Genomic DNA, 18,304 nt, shown 5'->3' on the forward strand with positions numbered 1-18,304 from the left:
CATGACCGACTCCGCGGAACGCACGGCGGACGGCGCGGACCGGGTCCAGCGGGCACTGCGCACGCTCCTGGAGGAACGCGACCGCCTCCGGCAGGAGAACGACGCCCTCAAGGCCGGCCGCGGCGAGCCGATCGCCGTGGTGGCCATGGCCTGCCGCTACCCGGGAGGCGTCTCGACACCGGAGGAACTGTGGGACGTGGTCCGCGAGGGCCGCGACGTCATCGGCGACTTCCCGCAGGACCGCGGGTGGCGCGACGTGTACGACCCGGACCCCGACGCCACCGGCCACGCCTACACCGACCAGGGAGGGTTCCTGGACGACGTCGCCGGCTGGGACGCCGACTTCTTCGGCACCAGCCCGCGTGAGGCGCTGGCCGTCGACCCGCACCACCGCCTGCTGCTGGAGACCTCCTGGGAGGCCTTCGAACGGGCCGGCATCGTCCCCGCCGACATCCGCGGCTCCGAGGTCGGCGTCTTCTCCGGGGTCAGCTCCTCCGAGTACGGATGGCGCTTCCTGGAGGGCGGCCAGAAGGACCTGGAGGGCTACCTGCTGTACGGCAGCGCCCTGAGCGTCGCCTCCGGCCGCGTCGCCTACGAGCTCGGCCTGACCGGGCCCGCGGTGTCGGTGGACACGGCGTGCTCCTCCTCGCTGGTGGCCCTCCACATGGCGGTGCAGTCCCTGCGCTCGGGGGAGTGCTCCCTGGCGCTGGCCGGCGGGGCGCTGGTGATGGCGACGCCCGCGATGTTCGTGGAGTTCTCCCGGCAGGCCGCCCTCTCGCCCGACGGCCGCTGCAAGGCCTTCGCGGACGGCGCCGACGGGACCGGCTGGGCCGAGGGCGTGGGCGTGCTGCTCCTGGAGCGGCTGTCCGACGCCCGGCGCAACAACCACCCGGTGCTGGCCGTCGTGCGCGGCAGCGCGGTCAACCAGGACGGCGCCAGCAACGGCCTGACCGCCCCCAACGGCCGCGCCCAGGAGAAGGTGATGCGCAAGGCCCTGGCGAACGCGGGCGTCACCCCCGCCGAGGTGGACCTCGTCGAGGCCCACGGCACCGGAACCGTGCTCGGCGACCCCATCGAGGCCGGCGCGCTGCTGGCCACCTACGGCCGGGGCCGCGACCAGGACAGGCCGCTGTGGCTGGGCTCCCTGAAGTCGAACCTGGGGCACGCCCAGGCCGCCGCCGGGGTCGGCGGGGTCATCAAGACCGTGATGGCCCTGCGCCACGGCCACCTGCCCAAGACCCTGCACGTGAGTGAACCCTCGCACCACGTGGACTGGTCCGCCGGCGCGGTTCGGATCCTCACCGAGGGACGCGCGTGGACGAAGACGGACGGTCCGCGCCGGGCCGGGGTGTCCTCGTTCGGCGTCAGCGGCACCAACGCGCACATCGTCCTGGAGCAGGCCCCGCCCCAGGACCAGGACCAGGAGCAGGAGCGGCACGACGGGCGAGGCGCGGACGCGGGTGTCGTCGGCGGCCTGGTGCCGTGGACGGTGTCGGCCAAGACCGCCAAGGCCCTGCGGCAGCAGGCGGCCAAGCTGCGCGACTTCGCCGCCGCCGACCCCGGCCTGGACCTCGCCGGCGCCGGCTGGTCGCTGGCATCGGGCCGCTCACGGTTCGAGCACCGCGCGGTGGTGCTGGGCCGCACCAAGGACGAACTCCTCGGCGCGCTGACGGCGCTGAGCGAGGACACGGAGTCCGCCGCGGTGGTCCGCGGCACGGCCGGGGACCTCGGCGGCGTCGCCTTCATGTTCCCCGGGCAGGGCTCCCAGTGGGCCGGCATGGGACGGGAGCTGTACGCCGCCTTCCCGGTCTTCGCGCGGAGCCTGGACGCCTGCGCGGCCGCACTGGCCGAGTGGACCGACTGGTCGCTGCTCGACGTCATCCGAGGCGTTCAGGGCGCGCCGGGCCTGGACCGGGTGGACGTGGTGCAGCCGGCCCTGTTCTCGGTGATGGTGTCCATGGCCGCCCTGTGGCGGTCCTGGGGCGTCCAGCCGTCCGCGGTGGTGGGCCACAGCCAGGGCGAGATCGCCGCCGCCCATGTGTGCGGCGCGCTGTCCCTGCGGGACGCCACCAAGATCGTGGCACTGCGCAGCAAGGCCCTGGTGGAGCTGATCGGACACGGCGGGATGGCGTTCGTCGCGGAGTCCGAAGCGGTGGTGCAGCAGCACCTGGCGCCGTGGAGCGAGCGGATCAGTGTCGCCGTGGTCAACGGACCCCGCGCGGTCGTCGTGTCCGGGGAACCGGACGCGCTCGACGAATTCATCGAGAAGATGAAGGCCGACGGCTGCCAGGCCCAGCGCATCAAGGTCGATTACGCCTCGCATTCGCACCAGGTGACCCGGGTACGGGACGAGGTGATCGGCGCGCTGTCCGACGTGAGCCCGAAATCGTCGGAACTGCCTTTCTATTCGACCCTGTACGGCGAAATCATCGACACCGCGCGGCTGGACGCCGACTATTGGTACAACAACCTGCGCGAGAAGGTCCGCTTCGAATCGTCCGTACGGCAGCTGGCCGCGGACGGGTTCCGGGTGTTCGTCGAGATGAGCCCGCACCCCGTGCTGACCGTCCCCGTGCAGGAGATGACCGAGGACCTGGACGACGCGCTGGTGCTGTCGTCGTCGCGGCGCGGCCGGGGCGAGGTGGAGGCCGTCCTCTCCTCGCTGGCCGCGCTCCACGTCCGGGGCGGGAGCGTGGACTGGTCCGCCCTGTTCGCCACCCGCCGAAGGGTCGATCTGCCGACCTACGCCTTCCAGCGGCAGCGGTACTGGCTGAGCTCCTCGCCCGCCTCGGCCGTGGTGGCAGAGGCCTCCCCGCAGGAGCCGCCGCAGGTGGCCGACGACCGGCAGGTTCCGCTGCCGGAGCGGATCGTGGCGCTCGTCCCCGACGACGCGCAGGCCCTCGTCCTGGACCATGTCCTGGAGCGGGTCGCCGTCGTGCTGGGGCATCCCTCCGGCGAATCGGTCGATCCCGACGGGGAGTTCACGAAGATCGGCTTCGACTCGATGCTGTCGGCGGACCTGAGCAAACGCCTGACTGCCTCGACCGGCCTGAAACTGCGGCCGAACGTGGTGCTGCGCCACCCCTCCCCGCGGCTGATCGCCCGGCACATCGTGTCCTCGCTGGCCAAGTCGGCCGGCTGAACCGACCGTGCTCGGGGCGCGCTTGCACCCGCTCCGGGACGCAGGCGCGCCCTGCGGAAAATGTCCCGCCAGGGGAATGCCCCGCCGGTGGAATGTCCCGCCGGCGGGACACCGCAAGCCCGTGAACGGCTTGTCCCGCCCCCGTACCAAGTTGTCTTGACCGGCTGATTCACCTTCCGTGAAGGTGGGGTGATCTGCGAATTCCTCCGATTCCCGGACCTGTTCTCCAAGGGGTTGATCCGTGTGCGTGCATTCGCTGCTTCGTCCGCGCATAAAGGACTGTGGCTGGCGGAGGAAATGTCTGCCGACACGCTGAACCATGCGCTGACCATGTGGGACGTGGACGGTGAACTGGACGCGGCCGTCATGGAGTCCGCGTTCCTGCACGTGCTGGACGAGGCCGAGGTCCTGCGCGTCACCTTCGCCGACGACGGCGACGGGCTGCGCCTGACACCGCGCGAACTGGGGGACTGGCGGCCCTTCCTCCTGGACCTGTCCGCCGAGGCCGACCCCGAGCAGGCGGCGCGCGACGCACTGGCCGACCTGATCCGCAAACCGTTCGACCTCGCACGGGACCTGCTGTTCCGGATGGGCGTCATCACCCTCGCACCGGCCCGCTCGCTCGTGGTGATCGCCTACCACCACCTCGTCTCGGACGGGTTCGGCACCGGCGGCCTGCTCTCCAAGCGTCTCGCCGAGGTCTACACGGCCCTGTCACGCGGCGAGCAGGTCCCCGCTCCGCCGCACCCCTGGGACGCCGAGTCGTTCGCGGCCGAGGCGGCCGGCTACCTCGCCTCGAAAGAGTTCACCGAGGACAGCGGGTTCTGGCGCGACTACCTCGCCGACGCGCCCGCCCCCGCACAGATCCCGCGCGTCACCCTGTCCGAGCCCGCGCGCGCCGCGCTCGCCGAACCGATGAGCAGCGCCGACCGCTGGGGCGAACTGACCGAGCCCATCGGCATGGTCAGCCGCACCCTGACCGTCCCGCGCGCCGAGGCCGACGCGTGGACCGAGGCGGCGAAATCCATGGGCGTGTGGACGTCCACGATGCTGACCACCGCCGCAGCCGTGTTCTTCCGCCACCGCTGCGACCGCCCCGAGTTCCTGCTCTCCCTCGCCGTCGGCAACCGGACCGGCGTCGCGAGCAGGACACCCGGCCTCGCGGTGAACGTCGTCCCCGTACGCGTGAAGGTCCCCCTGAACGCGACCTTCACCGACCTCGCCGACGCGATCGTCGACGAGACGTACGAGATCTCCGGCCACACCGCCTGCCACTACTCGGACATCCAGCGCGCGAGCCGGACCGCCCTGAGCGACCGCGGCAGCTTCGGCGCCGTCATGAACGTCGTCGAGTTCGTCGAGCAGCTCCGCTTCGGCGACCACCTGGCGCGCTACCTCGGCGGAACCACCGGCTCCTTCGACGAACTGTCGATCGGCGTCTACACCGACGGCAGCGCCGACAGCGACCTGTTCATCCGCCTCGACGCCCCCGCACGCCTCTACCACCGCGCCGAACTGCGCTTCATCGGCGAAGAGCTGATCGCCCACATCCGCGCCGTGGTGGCCGACGGGGAACAGAGCGTCGGCGCGCTGGACGCGCTCACCGGCGCCGGGCGGGAGCGGGTGCTGACGGCACCGAACGACACGCACGCACCCCTTCCCGCACTCACCGTTCCTCAGCTGTTCGCCCGCCAGGTGACATCGGCCCCCGACGCCGTCGCGCTGATCAGCGGCGACCTCACCCTCTCCTACCGGGAACTCGACGAGCGCTCCGGCCGCCTGGCCGACGCCCTGCGCGGCCACGGCGTCGGCCCCGACACGGTCGTGGCGGTGGCACTGGAGAGGTCGGTGGACCTGGCCGTCGCCCTGCTCGGCGTGGCCAAGGCCGGCGGAGCCTACCTGCCCCTCGACCCGGCACCGCCCGCGGCACAGGCCAAGCTCGTGGCCGGCGACGCCGCCGCACACGCCCTGCTCACCGACGCGGCGACCGCCCAGGCACTCTCCGCCGGCCTGCGGATCCCCGCGCTCGTCCTCACCGACCTCACCGGCACCGCCACCACCGAGGCCGCACCGGCCGCCCCGCTCCCGCACCCGGACAACCTCCTGGCCGTGACACCCGCCTCGTCCACGGCCGGCGCCGCCGCGGTCGGCATCACCCACCGCAACATGGCGCGCTTCGCCCTGGACCGCACCTGGCGCGACACCGCCCGCGCCGCCGTGCTGTGGCACACCCCGGCGACCTCCGACACCCTCGCCCTCGAACTGTGGGCACCCCTGCTGAACGGCGGCCGCGTGATCGTCGCTCCCCCCGGGGAACCCGGCACCGACGCACTCACCCAGGCGCCCACGGCCCACGGCATCCCCGCCGTGTGGCTGCCCGCCGACCGGTTCGCGCAGATCGCGGCCCACGACCCCGCCTCCCTGGCCGGGCTGCGCGAGGTGTTCACCGGCGGCGACCGCGTCCCCGCGGCCGCACTGCGCCGCGTCCGCCAGGCCTGCCCCGACCTGACCGTCGTGACCGGCCACGGCCCCACGGAAGCCACCGTGTTCGCCGCGGCCGACCGCCTGACCGCCCACGAACCACAGCACCGCGCGGGCACCCTCGGCCGCCCGGCCGACAACACCGCCCTCTACGTCCTGGGCCCGGGCCTGGCGCCCGTCCCCGCCGGCGTCACCGGCGAGCTGTACGTGGCCGGGTCCGGTGTGGCACGCGGATACCTCGGACGGACCGCACGCACCGCGGAACGCTTCGTGCCCTGCCCGTTCGGTCCGGCCGGCGCACGCATGTACCGCACCGGCGACCGGGTGCGCTGGGGCGCCGACGGCCGGATCGAGCACGTGGCCGACGCGGGCACCCAGGCCGGCGTACGCGGTCTCGGCGTCGAGCCGGCCGAGGTCGAGGAGGCGCTGGCCGAGCATCCCGCCCTCGCCCGCGCGGTCGTCGCCGTCAAGCAGGACAGCACCGGGCAGCAGCGCCTGGTGGCCTATGTCGTCCCGGCAAACGGATCGGCCGTCCCGGCGGGCGACGAACTGCGCCGCTTCGCCGCGGGACGACTCCCGGAGTCCGTCGTCCCGGCACTGTTCACCGTGCTGGAACGCCTGCCGCTGACGGCGGGCGGCAGGCTCGACCGGGCCGCACTGCCCGAGCCCGAGACCGAGCCCGACACCTACCGCGCACCGCGCAACGACACCGAACGGATCCTGGCCAAGGCGTTCGCCGAGGTCCTCGAAGTGGACCGGATCGGCATCGACGAGGACTTCTTCGACCTCGGCGGCAACTCGCTGCGCGCGATCCGGCTGGTCGGCCTGATCCGGGCCGAGCTGAAGCAGGAGGTGTCCATCCGCCGCCTGTTCGCGGCACGCACCATCACCGGCCTGTCGGACATGTGGAAGGACCTCGGCCAGTCCAGCAGGCCGAGTCTGCGCAGGCGGACGAAGGAGGGCGCGGTCCTCTGAGACCGCGCGGCCCGGTCAGCAGCGGTTCGGCACGGCAAAGGCGAAGGAAGCCATGGATTCTTTGACACAGGCCCTGCTGTCCGGGGCCGGCCCGGACGAACTCGGGCGACACGAACTCCCCTCCCACTACGAGGCGGCGCACCTCCTGGCCGCGGACCTCGGCATGTTCGACGGCGTGGCGGACAACGACGTCCGCAAGTCGCTGCACGTCGGGCAGGTCCCCATGCCGGACATCGCGCCGGACGAGGTGGTCGTCGCCGTCATGGCGAGCTCCATCAACTACAACACCGTGTGGTCGGCGACGTTCGAGCCGGTCCCCACGTTCGAGTTCCTCAAGCGCGGCGCCCGCCAGGGCGGCTGGGCCGCCCGGCACGACCTGCCCTACCACCAGGTCGGCTCGGACGCCTCCGGCGTCGTCGTACGCGTCGGGGCCGGGGTACGGCACTGGAAGCCGGGCGACCACGTCGTCGTCAGCTGCGTCCAGGTCGACGAGCAGGAACCGGCGACACACGCCGACGCCATGCTCGGGGCGGGGCAGAAGATCTGGGGCTACGAGACGAACTTCGGCGGCCTCGCCCACTACTCGGTGGTCCGCGCCAGCCAGCTCCTGCCCAAGCCGGCACACCTGACCTGGGAGGAGTCGGCGGGCGTCCTGCTGACCGCGGCGACCTCCTACCGGATGCTGGTCGGCGACAACGGCGCACGGATCAAACAGGGCGACATCGTCCTCGTCTGGGGCGCCACCGGCGGTCTCGGCGCGTTCGCGGTGCAGATGGTCAAGAACGCCGGCGGTATCGCCATCGGCGTCGTCGGCTCCGAACAAAAAGCCGAGGTGCTGCGCCGCCTGGGCTGCGACGTGGTGATCAACCGCAACGACATCGGCATGGGCGGCGACGACGCGCTCACCCCCGAGCGGACCATCGAGCTGGGCAAACGCCTCGGACGGGAGATCCGCCGGCAGGTCGGCGAGGACCCGCACGTCGTGTTCGACCACGTCGGAAGGGCGACGTTCGGGATCTCGGTGTTCGTCGTGCGCAAGGGCGGAACCGTCGTCACCTGCGGCTCCAGCACCGGCTACGACCACCACTTCGACAACCGCTACCTCTGGATGAACCTCAAGAAGATCGTGGGCAGTCACGCCGCGAACCTCCAGGAGCAGGCGGAGTGCAACCGGCTCTTCCAGCTCGGGCACCTCTCACCCGTCCTGTCCGAGGTCTTCCCACTGGCGGACGTCGGCGAGGCCGCCCGGCTGGTCCAGAACAACCGGCACACCGGAAAGGTCGGCGTCCTGTGCCTCGCCCCGGAGGAAGGGCTCGGCGTCACCGACCCCGCACTGCGCGAGAAGATCGGCACCCAGCGCCTCAACCCGCTGCGCCGCCCCGGCGCGCCCGATCCCCAAGAGGCGTCCTGACATGGGCATCGGCATACTCTCCACCGGCTCCTACCTGCCCAAGCACGAGGTCGGCAACGAAGAGGTCGCCGAGCGCGTCGGCGTCAGCGCGGAGTGGATCGAGCGCAAGACGCAGATCAAGTCCCGGCGCTACGCCGCCGAACACGAGGCGACCTCCGACCTGGCGGTCAAGGCCGCCGGACGCGCGCTGGAGCAGGCCGGGCTGGGCCCGGAGCAGATCGACCACATCATCGTCTCCACCTCCACCGGCGACTTCCCGCAGCCGCCCACCTCCTACCTGGTGCAGCACGGCCTGGGCGCCTACGGCGCGGCCTGCCTCGACATCAACGTCGTGTGCAGCGGCTTCGTCTACGCCCTGGCGCTGGCCCACAGCCTGGTGACCGTGAACCCGGCCGCCCGGGTACTGGTGATCGGCGCGGACGTCTACTCCCGGATCCTGGACTTCACCGACCGCCGCACGGCCATCCTGTTCGCCGACGGCGCCGGCGCCGCGGTCGTCGGCGCGGTCCCCGACCCGTACGGGATCATCGCCACCGATCTGTCCAGCCGCGGCGACGCCCACCATCTGATCCGCGTCGAGGCCGGCGGCAGCCGCAGACCGGCGTCCGCAGCGACCGTCGCCGAGGGCGGCCACTACTTCAAGATGGACGGCCGCGGGGTACGGGACTTCGTCGCCGAACACGTCCCGCCCGCCCTCCTCGCCCTCACCCGCAGGGCCGGCGTCGACATCGGCGCGGTCGACCACTTCGTACCGCACCAGGCCAACGGCGTGATGCTCGGCGAGGTCGTCGAGCGCACCGGACTGGGCGCCGCACAGACCCACCGCACGCTGATCCGGTACGGCAACGTCGGCAGCGCCTCCGTCCCCGTCGCCCTCGACGAGGCGAGCCGCACCGGCGCGCTCAAGCAGGGGGACCTGGTCCTGCTCGCCGGATTCGGCGGCGGCATGTCGATCGGAGCGACACTTCTGAACTGGGGGACCCCCGCATGACCACGTCCACACACAGCGCCACCACCGCCATCGAGCGGGTGGGTGTCGCCGGCAGCGGCATCATGGGCACCGGCATCGCCGAACTGTGCGCCAAGAACGGCCTGAACGTGAAAGTCGCGGTGTTCTCCGAGGCATCCCTGCAGACGGCGCCGCAGCGGCTGGCCGCATCACTGGAGCGCGGCGTGGCCAAGGGCAAACTGACCGCGCGGGAACGCGACGCGGCCCTGGGCCGGGTGTCCTTCACCCGCGACCTCGCCGACCTCGCGGACCGCCAGCTGGTCATCGAGGCGGTCAAGGAGGACGAGCAGGTCAAACGGGACCTGTTCGCCACCCTCGACAAGACCGTCGAGGACCCGGACGCCATCCTGGCGACCAACACCTCCTCCCTCCCCGTCGTCCGGCTCGCCGCCGCGACCCGCCGCCCCGGCCAGGTCCTGGGCATCCACTTCTTCAACCCGGTGCCCGCACTGCCCCTCGTCGAGCTCGTCCCCTCCGTCCTGACGCACCAGACGGTCAGCGAACGCGCCCTGGCCTTCGTCCGCGACACCCTCGGCAAGAAACCGATCGCCTCCCCGGACCGGGCGGGCTTCCTCGTCAACGCCCTGCTGTTCCCCTACCTGCTGTCCGCGATCCGCATGGTCGAGTCGGGACTGGCGAGCGCCGAGGTCGTCGACCAGGGCATGGTCCAGGGCTGCGCGCATCCGATGGGCCCGCTGCGCCTGGCCGACCTCATCGGCCTGGACACCACCGTCTCCATCGCCCAGGCCATGTACGAGGAGTTCAAGGAGCCCCTGTACGCGCCGCCGCCGCTGCTGCTGCGCATGGTCGAGGGCGGCCTGCTGGGCAAGAAGTCCGGCCAGGGCTTTCACACTTATGCCTGAGCGGGCCTCTTCGATCTTCCGTTCATGACCGGCGGACAGGCCCTAGAGTGGTGCGCGGGCCGTGACTGGCGCTGAGGTGGAGCACCACCGGGGAGCGGTCTGACGAATCGGTCGATGCCGTGCGCCTGGGCGAGTGGTCAGCGACGCCTGGAGGCGACCATGTCCCAGACCCAGACAGCCCGACTCATGGACGGCACCGGCCTTGCCCGGCGCATCGTCGAGGAGACATCGGGCAGGGCGGCAGAGCTTGCGCGGCGCGTGGGCGTGACGCCCTGCCTGGCAACGGTGCTGGTGGGTGAGGATCCGGCTTCGGTGACGTACGTCCGCATGAAGCGGGCCCGCTGCGCGAAGGCGGGTATCGAGTCCCGGCTCGTCGCTCTGCCGGCCACCACGACGACCGCCGAGCTGGTGGAGACCCTCCGCTCCCTCTCGCAGGACACCGGCGTGCACGGCATCCTGCTGCAGCACCCTGTGGGCCCGCACATCGACGAGCGGGCGGCGTTCGAGGCCATCGCGCCGCAGAAGGACGTCGACGGGGTCACGATGAGCTCGTTCGGGGCGATGAGCTTCGGACTGCCTGGTTTCGCATCGTGCACCCCGGGCGGGATCATGCGGCTCCTGGACGAGTACGACGTCGAGCTCGCGGGCCGGCATGCCGTTGTCGTGGGCCGCAGCGCGATCCTCGGCAAGCCCGTCGGAATGCTCCTGCTCGCCCGGGACGCCACCGTCACCTACTGCCACTCCCGTACGACCGATCTGGCCGCGGCCGTGCGGGAAGCGGACGTTGTCGTGGCGGCCGTGGGACGGCCCCGGCTCATCCGCGGCGAGGACGTCAAGCCGGGGGCCGTCGTGATCGACGCCGGATACAACCCCGGCAACGTCGGTGACGTCGACTTCGACACGGCCCGCACGCGTGCCCGCCTGATCACGCCGGTTCCCGGTGGGGTCGGGCCCATGACCATCGCCGTCCTGCTGGCGCAGACGGTCGACGCGGCATCCGACCAGCTCACCCGCTGAGCGCGCCACGGCCAGGAGGCGAAGCGCGGATCGACCCGCGCTCCGCCTCCTGGCCGTGGCACCCGTGCGATGCCGCCCCTTCAGGAAGCGGCGGCCCGCGTGAGAAGGCCCTCGGTGACGGCGGCGGCGACCTGGCCGAGCTGGTCGAAGAGGTAGAAGTGCCCGCCGGGGAACACCTCCACCGTGAAGTCGCCGGTGGTGTGCTCCCGCCAGGTGTGGGCGTCCTCGACCGTCGCGATCGGGTCGCTGTCCCCGATCAGGGCGGTCACCGGGGCCGTGAGCGGCCCGCCGACGGGCCCGCGATAGGTGCCCAGGACGCGGTAGTCGGCCCGCAGCGCCGGCAGCACCAGCTCCAGGATGTCGGGGTCCTCCAGCATCGACTGGTCGGTGCCGCCCAGCCGGCGCACCTCGGCCAGCATGTCGGCGTCGTCGTAGAGGTCGTAGGCACTGTCGCGCAGGTCGGGACCGCCCCGGCCGGAGAAGAACACCCGCTGCGGGGCGGGCAGTTGACGCCGGGCCAGCAGCCGGGCCGTCTCGAACGCCACCAGCGCTCCCATGCTGTGCCCGAACAGGGCGTACGGCCGCCCGTCCGAGACCAGTTCACGGGCCAGCTCCTCCGTCACCGCCTCCGCGAGCGGCGCGAGAGCCGTGAACGGCTCCTCGCGGTAGCGGTCCTGGCGGCCCGGGTACTGCACGGACACCACGTCGACGTCCGGGTGCAGCGTGCGCGCCAGGTCCTTGAACGCCGTCGCGGAGCCCCCCGCGTGCGGGAAGCACACGAGCCGCGGTCCCTTTGAGGCAGTCGTGGTGAAGCGTCGCAACCACGTGCTGTTCACTGTCGGTGTGTTCCCTTCGTAGGGTCGTCACGGCCGGGCCCCGCCGGTGGGCGGACCGGCCGGCCGTTCGTTTCGGGCACGGGCCGCTCAGCCCTGAAGGGCCGGGCCGAACCAGGCTTCGAGGGCGGCCCGCAGCGCGGCGGCATCGGGCGGGGTGCCGGCCGCCACCGCCCAGGCGACATGGCCGTCGGGGCGGACAAGGAGCGCGTCCGGTGCGGGGATCTCGCCGAGGGCCGGGACGATCCAGTGCTCGTCCTCGCTGCGCGCCTCGACCACGTCCACGCGGTCGGCCCAGCCCCGGGCGGCCGCGGCCGCCCCGGGGCTGCCGGCCAGGTCGAGCAGGACCGGGCGGGCGGCGTGCAGCAGCTCGTGGACCCGGGTGGCGCCGTCGGACGCCTTCAGATCGGCGTCCGGGACCCGGCGCCCCACCAGCGGGTGGTCGCCGTCGACGGGATAGCGGATGTCCAGCGCCGTCAGCAGATGACGCAGGTACTGGTTGACCTCGTCGAAGACCATCAGGGAGCCGAACACCTCACGCAACGCGTCCGTCTGCGGTCCGGGGCGCACCAGCGCCGACTGCGCCCGGGTGTTGTGCAGCACCCGCTCCCCGACCGGGTGCCGCTCGGCGTGGTAGGTGTCCAGCAGGCTCTCCGGCGCCCGGCCGCGCACCACCGCGGCGAGCTTCCAGCCGAGGTTGACCGCGTCCTGCACGCCCATGTTCAGCCCCTGCCCGCCGGCCGGGAAGTGGATGTGCGCCGCGTCGCCCGCGAGCAGCACCCGCCCCGTGCGGTACCGGTCGGCCTGCCGCGCCGCGTCGTTGAACCGGGAGACCCACCGGGGGTTGCGCATGCCGAAGTCGGTGCCCGCCACCCTGACCAGGGACTCCCGCAGCCGCTCGAACGTCACCTCCTCGTCGCGGTCCGCGCCCCGGTCGAACTCCGAGGTGATCACCCGGTGCCAGCCCGGCTCGAACGCGATCGCCGAGTAGTCGCCGCCCGCGGTGCGCCGCACCCAGACGTAGTCCTCGCCCAGACCGGGCAGCTCGACGTCGCCGATCAGCGCCGTCATCGTCGCCTCGGTGCCGGGGAAGCCGATGCCCGCCAGCCTGCGCACCGTGCTGCGCCCGCCGTCGCAGCCCACCAGGTAGCGGGCGCGCAGCGTCACGGGCACATCCCGCTCCCCGCCGACCTCGACGCTCACACCGCCCTCGTCCTGGCGAAGCCCGCTCACCTCGCATCCGCGGCGCACCCGCACACCGAGCTGCACGGCCCACTCCTCCAGGAGCCGCTCGATGGCGGACTGCAGGATCATCAGCGGGTAGGGGTGGCGCGACTCCGACTCGTCGAAGTCGAGGTAGAGGCCGGAGAAGTGGCCCACCGGCTGCAGCTGTCCCTCCGCCAGGAAGCGTTCCAGGACGCCGCGCTGGTCGAGGATCTCCAGGGTGCGGGAGTGGATCCCGCCGGCCCGTGACTCGCCCGAGCGCTGCGCGAGCCGCTCGACCACGATCACGTCGGCGCCCGCCAGCCGCAGTTCGCAGGCGAGCATCAGGCCCGTGGGCCCGGCGCCCGCGATCACCACATCCGTGTCCGTGCCGGTGTGTCCCACGTGTGCCCCCTCTTTCCGCTGCGCCTGTCACGGCATTGGATGACCTCCACGCTCACGCACGCGACGCAGCGGTTCAAGACAACCCGGCGCCGGCAGGCGGCTGTTCGCGGGCGGGCTTGCCACGTCCCGCCGGCCGGCCCTCGTGTCCCGCCGGCGGGACACGAGACGGTGCGCGAAGACGGCAGGCTCCGCCGGAGCGTTCTCCGGCGGAGCCAGGTGGTGAAGCGGCGGAGCCAGGGGTGAAGCGGGGGAGCGGTGCCGAAGGCGTACCGGTACCGGGCCGGTGTGTCAGGCGGCGTCCAGAGCGGCGGTGATCTTGCCGGCGGTCGCGGTGAGGGTGGGGCCGGGCTCGCCCTTGGAGGTGCGGGCGGACGCTTCGACGGCGACGAGGACGGTGCTGCGGAAGTTGTCGGCCTCCTCGGGGGCCTGCTTCTTCAGCAGCTGCACGGCGGCGGTCAGGGCGGGCAGGACGCGGTCGGCGATCTCGGCCGCGGACTTGCCGCTCAGGTCCCCGACCGGGGACTTCTCCGCCAGCACGTGGCCGACCAGACCGGTGCCGGTGGTCAGGGCGATGCTGCCCTGGGTGGCCACCTTGTGCGGGGAGTCGGCGCCGGCGGCCGCGGCCATCAGCGTCACGGCGCCGTAGGCGGCGGTGCGCAGGGTCAGCTTGTCCTGGTCGCTGAGGGTGACGGACATGGTGGGGGGCTCCTTCGTGTCGTACGCCGTGCCCGGCGTCGCTCCGTTTCCGTGGCTCCACTGTGGCACATGTATGGCATCACTGTGAGCCATTAATGGCGCCGATATGCGCCATGAGATGACCTGCGCTCATGAAGCCACAGCTCACACGGCATGACCGCGCATGACCGCAGACGCCAAGACGACCGAATCCCGACGACGCCACCGCCGGAACCGAGCGCTTCGGCCACACCGACCGCTTCGGCCGCACCGGCCTCTTCCGGCGGCGGACGGGCAGGAAGCCCGCCGGCGTCCTCGGGGGATGGTGGGGACACCGGCGGGCCCTTCGGTGCTCCAAGAAGGCTCTTGACCGTCCGCATCGGAGCTCACGACCTTGAGCGTCGCACGCCGCACTCGACACGGCCTCGAGCGCCGCTGGAGCGCCCGGCGTGTCCGTAGCGATCGTCGTCCGGCGCTCCAACCGGCTTCAAGTGATCTGACGGACGCTGGCGTTCGGCCCATCAGACGGATGGCTGATCACGACGGCCGGAAGGAATTCGATGACCGCCCTGGACGGCACACCGGTCGGGCTGCGGCGCGGCACGGTCGCCGAACTCGAGGCCGTACGCGCCGACATGCGCCGAGGACCCAGCGACAAAGCCACCGAGACACAGCACGCCAAGGGCAAGCTCACCGCCCGCGAGCGCCTCCAACTCCTCTTCGACGACGGCCGGTTCACCGAAGTCGAAGGACTGCGCAGACACCGGGCCGGCGGCTTCGGCCTGGAGGACAAGCGCCCCTGGACCGACGGCGTCGTCACCGCCTGGGGCCGGGTCTTCGGCCGGGTCGTCTTCGCCTACGCCCACGACTTCCGCATCTTCGGAGGCTCCCTCGGCGAGGCCCACGCCGAGAAGATCCACAAGATCATGGACATGGCCGCCACCGCGGGCGCCCCGATCGTGGGACTGTGCGACGGCGCCGGAGCACGCATCCAGGAAGGGGTGACCGCGCTCGCCGGCTACGGCGGCATCTTCCAGCGCAACGTCCGCAACTCCGGTGTCATCCCGCAGATCAGCGTGATGATGGGCCCCTGCGCGGGCGGCGCGGCCTACTCCCCGGCCCTGACCGACTTCGTGTTCATGGTGCGCGGCACCTCGCAGATGTTCATCACCGGACCCGACGTCGTACAGACCGTCACCGGCGAACGGATCAGCCACGACGAACTCGGCGGCGCCGACGCCCACACCACCCTCTCCGGAGTCGCCCACTTCGCCTACGACGACGAGGAGAGCTGCCTCGCCGACGTCCGCTACCTGCTCTCCTTCCTGCCCGCCAACAACCGTGAACAGCCACCGTCCGAGCCCGGCGCCGACCGGCCCGACCGGCTCACCCCCGCCCTGCGCGACCTGGTGCCCTCCGACGAGAAACGCGCCTACGACATGCGCGAGGTCATCGAGGAGTTCGTCGACGACGGCGACTTCTTCGAGGTGCACGAGGCATGGGCACCCAACGTCGTGTGCGCCCTGGCCCGGCTGGACGGCCAAGTCGCCGGCATCGTCGCCAACCAGCCCGCGGCCCTCGCCGGAGTCCTCGACATCAAGGGCAGCGAGAAAGCGGCCCGCTTCGTGCAGATGTGCGACTCCTTCAACATCCCGCTCGTGACGCTGGTCGACGTGCCCGGCTTCCTGCCCGGCGTCGGCCAGGAACACGGCGGCATCATCCGGCACGGCGCGAAACTCCTCTACGCCTACTGCAACGCGACCGTCCCCCGCGTCCAGGTGATCCTGCGCAAGGCCTACGGCGGCGCCTACATCGTCATGGACTCCCGCTCCATCGGCTCGGACCTCTCACTGGCGTGGCCCGGCAACGAGATCGCGGTGATGGGCGCGGAGGGCGCCGCCAACATCGTCTTCCGGCGCGAGATCGCTGCCGCGGACGACCCCGAGGCCGCCCGCGGACAGCACATCAAGGAGTACCGGGAACAGCTCATGCACCCCTACTACGCCGCCGAACGCGGCCTGGTTGACGATGTCATCGACCCCGCGGAGACCCGCGCCAGACTCATCGACGCACTCGCCGTGCTGCGCACCAAGTACGTGGCACAGCCCTCCCGCAAACACGGCAACCAGCCCCAATGACACACCGGGCCGGCCGGCCCGCCTCGTCACCCTTCAGTCAGGCGGCCCCTGCCGAAGTCCCTGCCGAAGCCCACGGCGCAGCAGCCGCAGCCGATGCCGGGAACAGCGCCGCACCAGCTCGGCGATCGCAACGCAGGCCCCGGCTTTCCCGCCCGCGACGGACGCGACGACGGACACGACGAGGGACGCGACGACGGGCTCCGGGGCGACGGCACGAGGGGACATGACTCTCCGGACGGTTGCCGCCCGCCGCCTCAGGGGCGGGCGGCACCACGGGTGTCGGGGGCCACGATGGACGGCCGTGAACGAGAAACGCTCGAAGAGCGGCAGAGAAGCCTTGACCCCGACGCGCACCGCCCTCCTGCCGGCCCGCCTCTGTGCCCATCCTCGACCGGGAAGCGAGCGCGAGGGGCCATAGATGGACGGTGCAGCCGGTCATCCCGGTGGACCGAGATCCCGAACAGGAGATGGTCGGCATGAGTATCAGCGCGAGCGAACGCACCGGGAACACCACCGGTGGACTCGACGATCTCTTCCACGTCTTCGACACGACGCTGCGCGACGGCGCGCAGCGCGAGGGCATCAACCTCACCGTGGCGGACAAGCTGGCCATCGCGCGGCACCTGGACGACTTCGGGGTGGGCTTCATCGAGGGCGGCTGGCCCGGCGCCAACCCCCGCGACACCGAGTTCTTCGCCCGCGCGCAGAGCGAACTCGACCTGCGGCACGCGCAGCTCGTGGCCTTCGGGGCGACCCGCAGGGCCGGCGCCAAGGCGAGCGAGGACCTCCAGGTCAAGGCACTCCTGGCCTCCGGCGCCCCGGTGATCACGCTGGTGGCCAAGGCGCACGACCGGCATGTGGAGCTGGCGCTGCGCACCACGCTGGAGGAGAACCTGGAGATGGTCCGCGACACCGTCTCCCACCTGGTCGCACAGGGACGGCGAGTGTTCGTGGACTGCGAGCACTTCTTCGACGGCTACCGGGCGAACCCCGCCTACGCGAAGTCCGTCGTCCGGGCCGCGCACGAGGCCGGCGCCGACGTGGTGGTGCTGTGCGACACCAACGGCGGCATGCTCCCCGCCCAGGTCCAGGCGATCGTGCAGACGGTCCTGGCGGACACCGGCGCCCGGCTGGGCATCCACGCCCAGGACGACACCGGCTGCGCGGTCGCCAACACGCTGGCCGCCGTCGACGCGGGCGCCACCCACGTCCAGTGCACCGCCAACGGCTACGGCGAGCGGGTCGGCAACGCCAACCTCTTCCCCGTCGTCGCCGCGCTGGAGCTCAAGTACGCCATGAAGGTCCTGCCCGCGGGCAAGCTCCGCGAGACCACCCGCATCTCCCACGCCATCGCCGAGGTCGTCAACCTCACCCCCTCCACCCACCAGCCCTACGTCGGGGTCTCCGCCTTCGCCCACAAGGCCGGCCTGCACGCCTCCGCCATCAAGGTCGACCCCGACCTCTACCAGCACATCGACCCCGAGCAGGTCGGCAACACCATGCGGATGCTGGTCTCCGACATGGCCGGCCGCGCCTCCATCGAGCTCAAGGGCAAGGAGCTCGGCGTCGACCTCGGCGGCGACCGCGAACTGGTCGGCCGGGTCGTGGAGCGGGTCAAGGAACGCGAACTCAAGGGCTACACCTACGAAGCAGCCGACGCGAGCTTCGAACTCCTGCTGCGCGAGGAGGTCGAGGGCAGACCGCTGCGCTACTTCCAGGTCGAGTCCTGGCGGGCCATCCTGGAGGACCGCCCCGACGGCAGCCACGTCAACGAGGTCACGGTCAAGCTGTGGGCCAAGGGCGAGCGCATCGTCGCCGCCGCCGAGGGCAACGGCCCGGTCAACGCCCTGGACCGCGCCCTGCGCGTCGGCCTGGAACAGATCTACCCGCAGCTCGCCCGCCTCGGGGTGGTCGACTACAAAGGCCGCATCCTGGAGGCCAGACACGGCACCGAGTCCACGACCCGCGTCCTGATCTCCACGTCCGACGGCACGGGGGAGTGGTCCACGGTCGGCGTGGCGGACAACGTCATCGCCGCGTCCTGGCAGGCACTGGAGGACGCGTACACCTACGGCCTGCTGCGAGCGGGCGTCGAACCCGTCGACTGAGAAACTGTGTCACCCCTTTCGCCCACCCCGGCCTGCGACACCAG

The 18,304-nt window shown here is 71.9% G+C and carries 11 protein-coding genes and 1 riboswitch; of the genes, 8 read left to right on the forward strand and 3 right to left on the reverse strand.

Features of this window, described 5'->3' with window-relative positions; all coding sequences use genetic code 11:
• Position 1: 1 nt before the first annotated feature.
• The 6 genes from OG780_RS43715 to OG780_RS43740 all read left to right on the forward strand — a co-directional run bounded on the left by OG780_RS43715 (position 2) and on the right by OG780_RS43740 (position 10,898).
• Positions 2–3,142 carry a type I polyketide synthase gene (locus OG780_RS43715; protein WP_328443584.1) on the forward strand — a complete coding sequence of 1,047 codons (3,141 nt, stop codon included), beginning with the start codon at positions 2–4 and terminating at the stop codon, positions 3,140–3,142.
• Positions 3,143–3,385: 243 nt separating this feature from the next.
• Positions 3,386–6,598 (forward strand): non-ribosomal peptide synthetase, encoded by a 3,213-nt coding sequence (locus OG780_RS43720; protein ID WP_328457795.1) that lies wholly within the window; start codon positions 3,386–3,388, stop codon positions 6,596–6,598.
• Positions 6,599–6,650: 52 nt separating this feature from the next.
• The gene (gene ccrA, locus OG780_RS43725; protein ID WP_328443580.1) at positions 6,651–8,009 is read left to right on the forward strand and encodes a crotonyl-CoA carboxylase/reductase; all 1,359 of its coding nucleotides are present in this window, start codon (positions 6,651–6,653) and stop codon (positions 8,007–8,009) included.
• Position 8,010: 1 nt separating this feature from the next.
• Positions 8,011–9,000 (forward strand): 3-oxoacyl-ACP synthase III family protein, encoded by a 990-nt coding sequence (locus tag OG780_RS43730; protein WP_328443578.1) that lies wholly within the window; start codon positions 8,011–8,013, stop codon positions 8,998–9,000.
• Positions 8,997–9,881: a 3-hydroxybutyryl-CoA dehydrogenase gene (locus OG780_RS43735; RefSeq protein ID WP_328443576.1), complete on the forward strand. Its 885-nt coding sequence runs from the start codon at positions 8,997–8,999 to the stop codon at positions 9,879–9,881. Before OG780_RS43730 ends, OG780_RS43735 begins: the two co-directional genes overlap by 4 nt.
• Before the next feature lie 51 nt (positions 9,882–9,932).
• Positions 9,933–10,019: riboswitch (ZMP/ZTP riboswitch) on the forward strand.
• A gap of 21 nt (positions 10,020–10,040) precedes the next feature.
• Positions 10,041–10,898 (forward strand): bifunctional 5,10-methylenetetrahydrofolate dehydrogenase/5,10-methenyltetrahydrofolate cyclohydrolase, encoded by an 858-nt coding sequence (locus tag OG780_RS43740; RefSeq protein ID WP_328443574.1) that lies wholly within the window; start codon positions 10,041–10,043, stop codon positions 10,896–10,898.
• Between the two features lie 80 nt (positions 10,899–10,978).
• Here the strand turns inward: OG780_RS43740 and OG780_RS43745 are convergent, their stop codons facing one another.
• The 3 genes from OG780_RS43745 to OG780_RS43755 form a co-directional block, all read right to left on the reverse strand.
• Positions 10,979–11,677 (reverse strand): thioesterase II family protein, encoded by a 699-nt coding sequence (locus OG780_RS43745; RefSeq protein ID WP_328443571.1) that lies wholly within the window; start codon positions 11,675–11,677, stop codon positions 10,979–10,981.
• Positions 11,678–11,821: 144 nt separating this feature from the next.
• On the reverse strand, positions 11,822–13,339 hold the full coding sequence (locus OG780_RS43750) for an FAD-dependent monooxygenase (protein ID WP_328443569.1): 1,518 nt from the start codon (positions 13,337–13,339) through the stop codon (positions 11,822–11,824).
• Positions 13,340–13,627: 288 nt separating this feature from the next.
• On the reverse strand, positions 13,628–14,035 hold the full coding sequence (locus OG780_RS43755; protein ID WP_328443567.1) for a hypothetical protein: 408 nt from the start codon (positions 14,033–14,035) through the stop codon (positions 13,628–13,630).
• 539 nt (positions 14,036–14,574) lie between these two features.
• On the opposite strand from OG780_RS43755, the gene OG780_RS43760 reads away from it, so the two are divergent.
• Together OG780_RS43760 and cimA are read left to right on the forward strand one after the other, a co-directional pair.
• Complete coding sequence (locus OG780_RS43760; RefSeq protein WP_328443565.1) at positions 14,575–16,152, forward strand: acyl-CoA carboxylase subunit beta; 1,578 nt, start codon at positions 14,575–14,577, stop codon at positions 16,150–16,152.
• A gap of 476 nt (positions 16,153–16,628) precedes the next feature.
• Positions 16,629–18,260: a citramalate synthase gene (gene cimA, locus OG780_RS43765; protein ID WP_328443563.1), complete on the forward strand. Its 1,632-nt coding sequence runs from the start codon at positions 16,629–16,631 to the stop codon at positions 18,258–18,260.
• Positions 18,261–18,304 lie beyond the last annotated feature (44 nt).

The organism is Streptomyces sp. NBC_00386 (assembly GCF_036063235.1).
GTDB lineage: Bacteria > Actinomycetota > Actinomycetes > Streptomycetales > Streptomycetaceae > Streptomyces.

Excerpts from the sequence above, each read along its gene's own strand:
- OG780_RS43730 (WP_328443578.1), top strand. The coding sequence starts at position 8,011 with ATGGGCATCGGCATACTCTCCACCGGCTCCTACCTGCCCAAGCACGAG.
- OG780_RS43760 (WP_328443565.1), top strand. The coding sequence starts at position 14,575 with ATGACCGCCCTGGACGGCACACCGGTCGGGCTGCGGCGCGGCACGGTC.
- OG780_RS43735 (WP_328443576.1), top strand. The coding sequence starts at position 8,997 with ATGACCACGTCCACACACAGCGCCACCACCGCCATCGAGCGGGTGGGT.
- OG780_RS43740 (WP_328443574.1), top strand. The coding sequence starts at position 10,041 with ATGTCCCAGACCCAGACAGCCCGACTCATGGACGGCACCGGCCTTGCC.
- ccrA (WP_328443580.1), top strand. The coding sequence starts at position 6,651 with ATGGATTCTTTGACACAGGCCCTGCTGTCCGGGGCCGGCCCGGACGAA.
- cimA (WP_328443563.1), top strand. The coding sequence starts at position 16,629 with ATGAGTATCAGCGCGAGCGAACGCACCGGGAACACCACCGGTGGACTC.
- OG780_RS43755 (WP_328443567.1), bottom strand. The coding sequence starts at position 14,035 with ATGTCCGTCACCCTCAGCGACCAGGACAAGCTGACCCTGCGCACCGCC.
- OG780_RS43715 (WP_328443584.1), top strand. The coding sequence starts at position 2 with ATGACCGACTCCGCGGAACGCACGGCGGACGGCGCGGACCGGGTCCAG.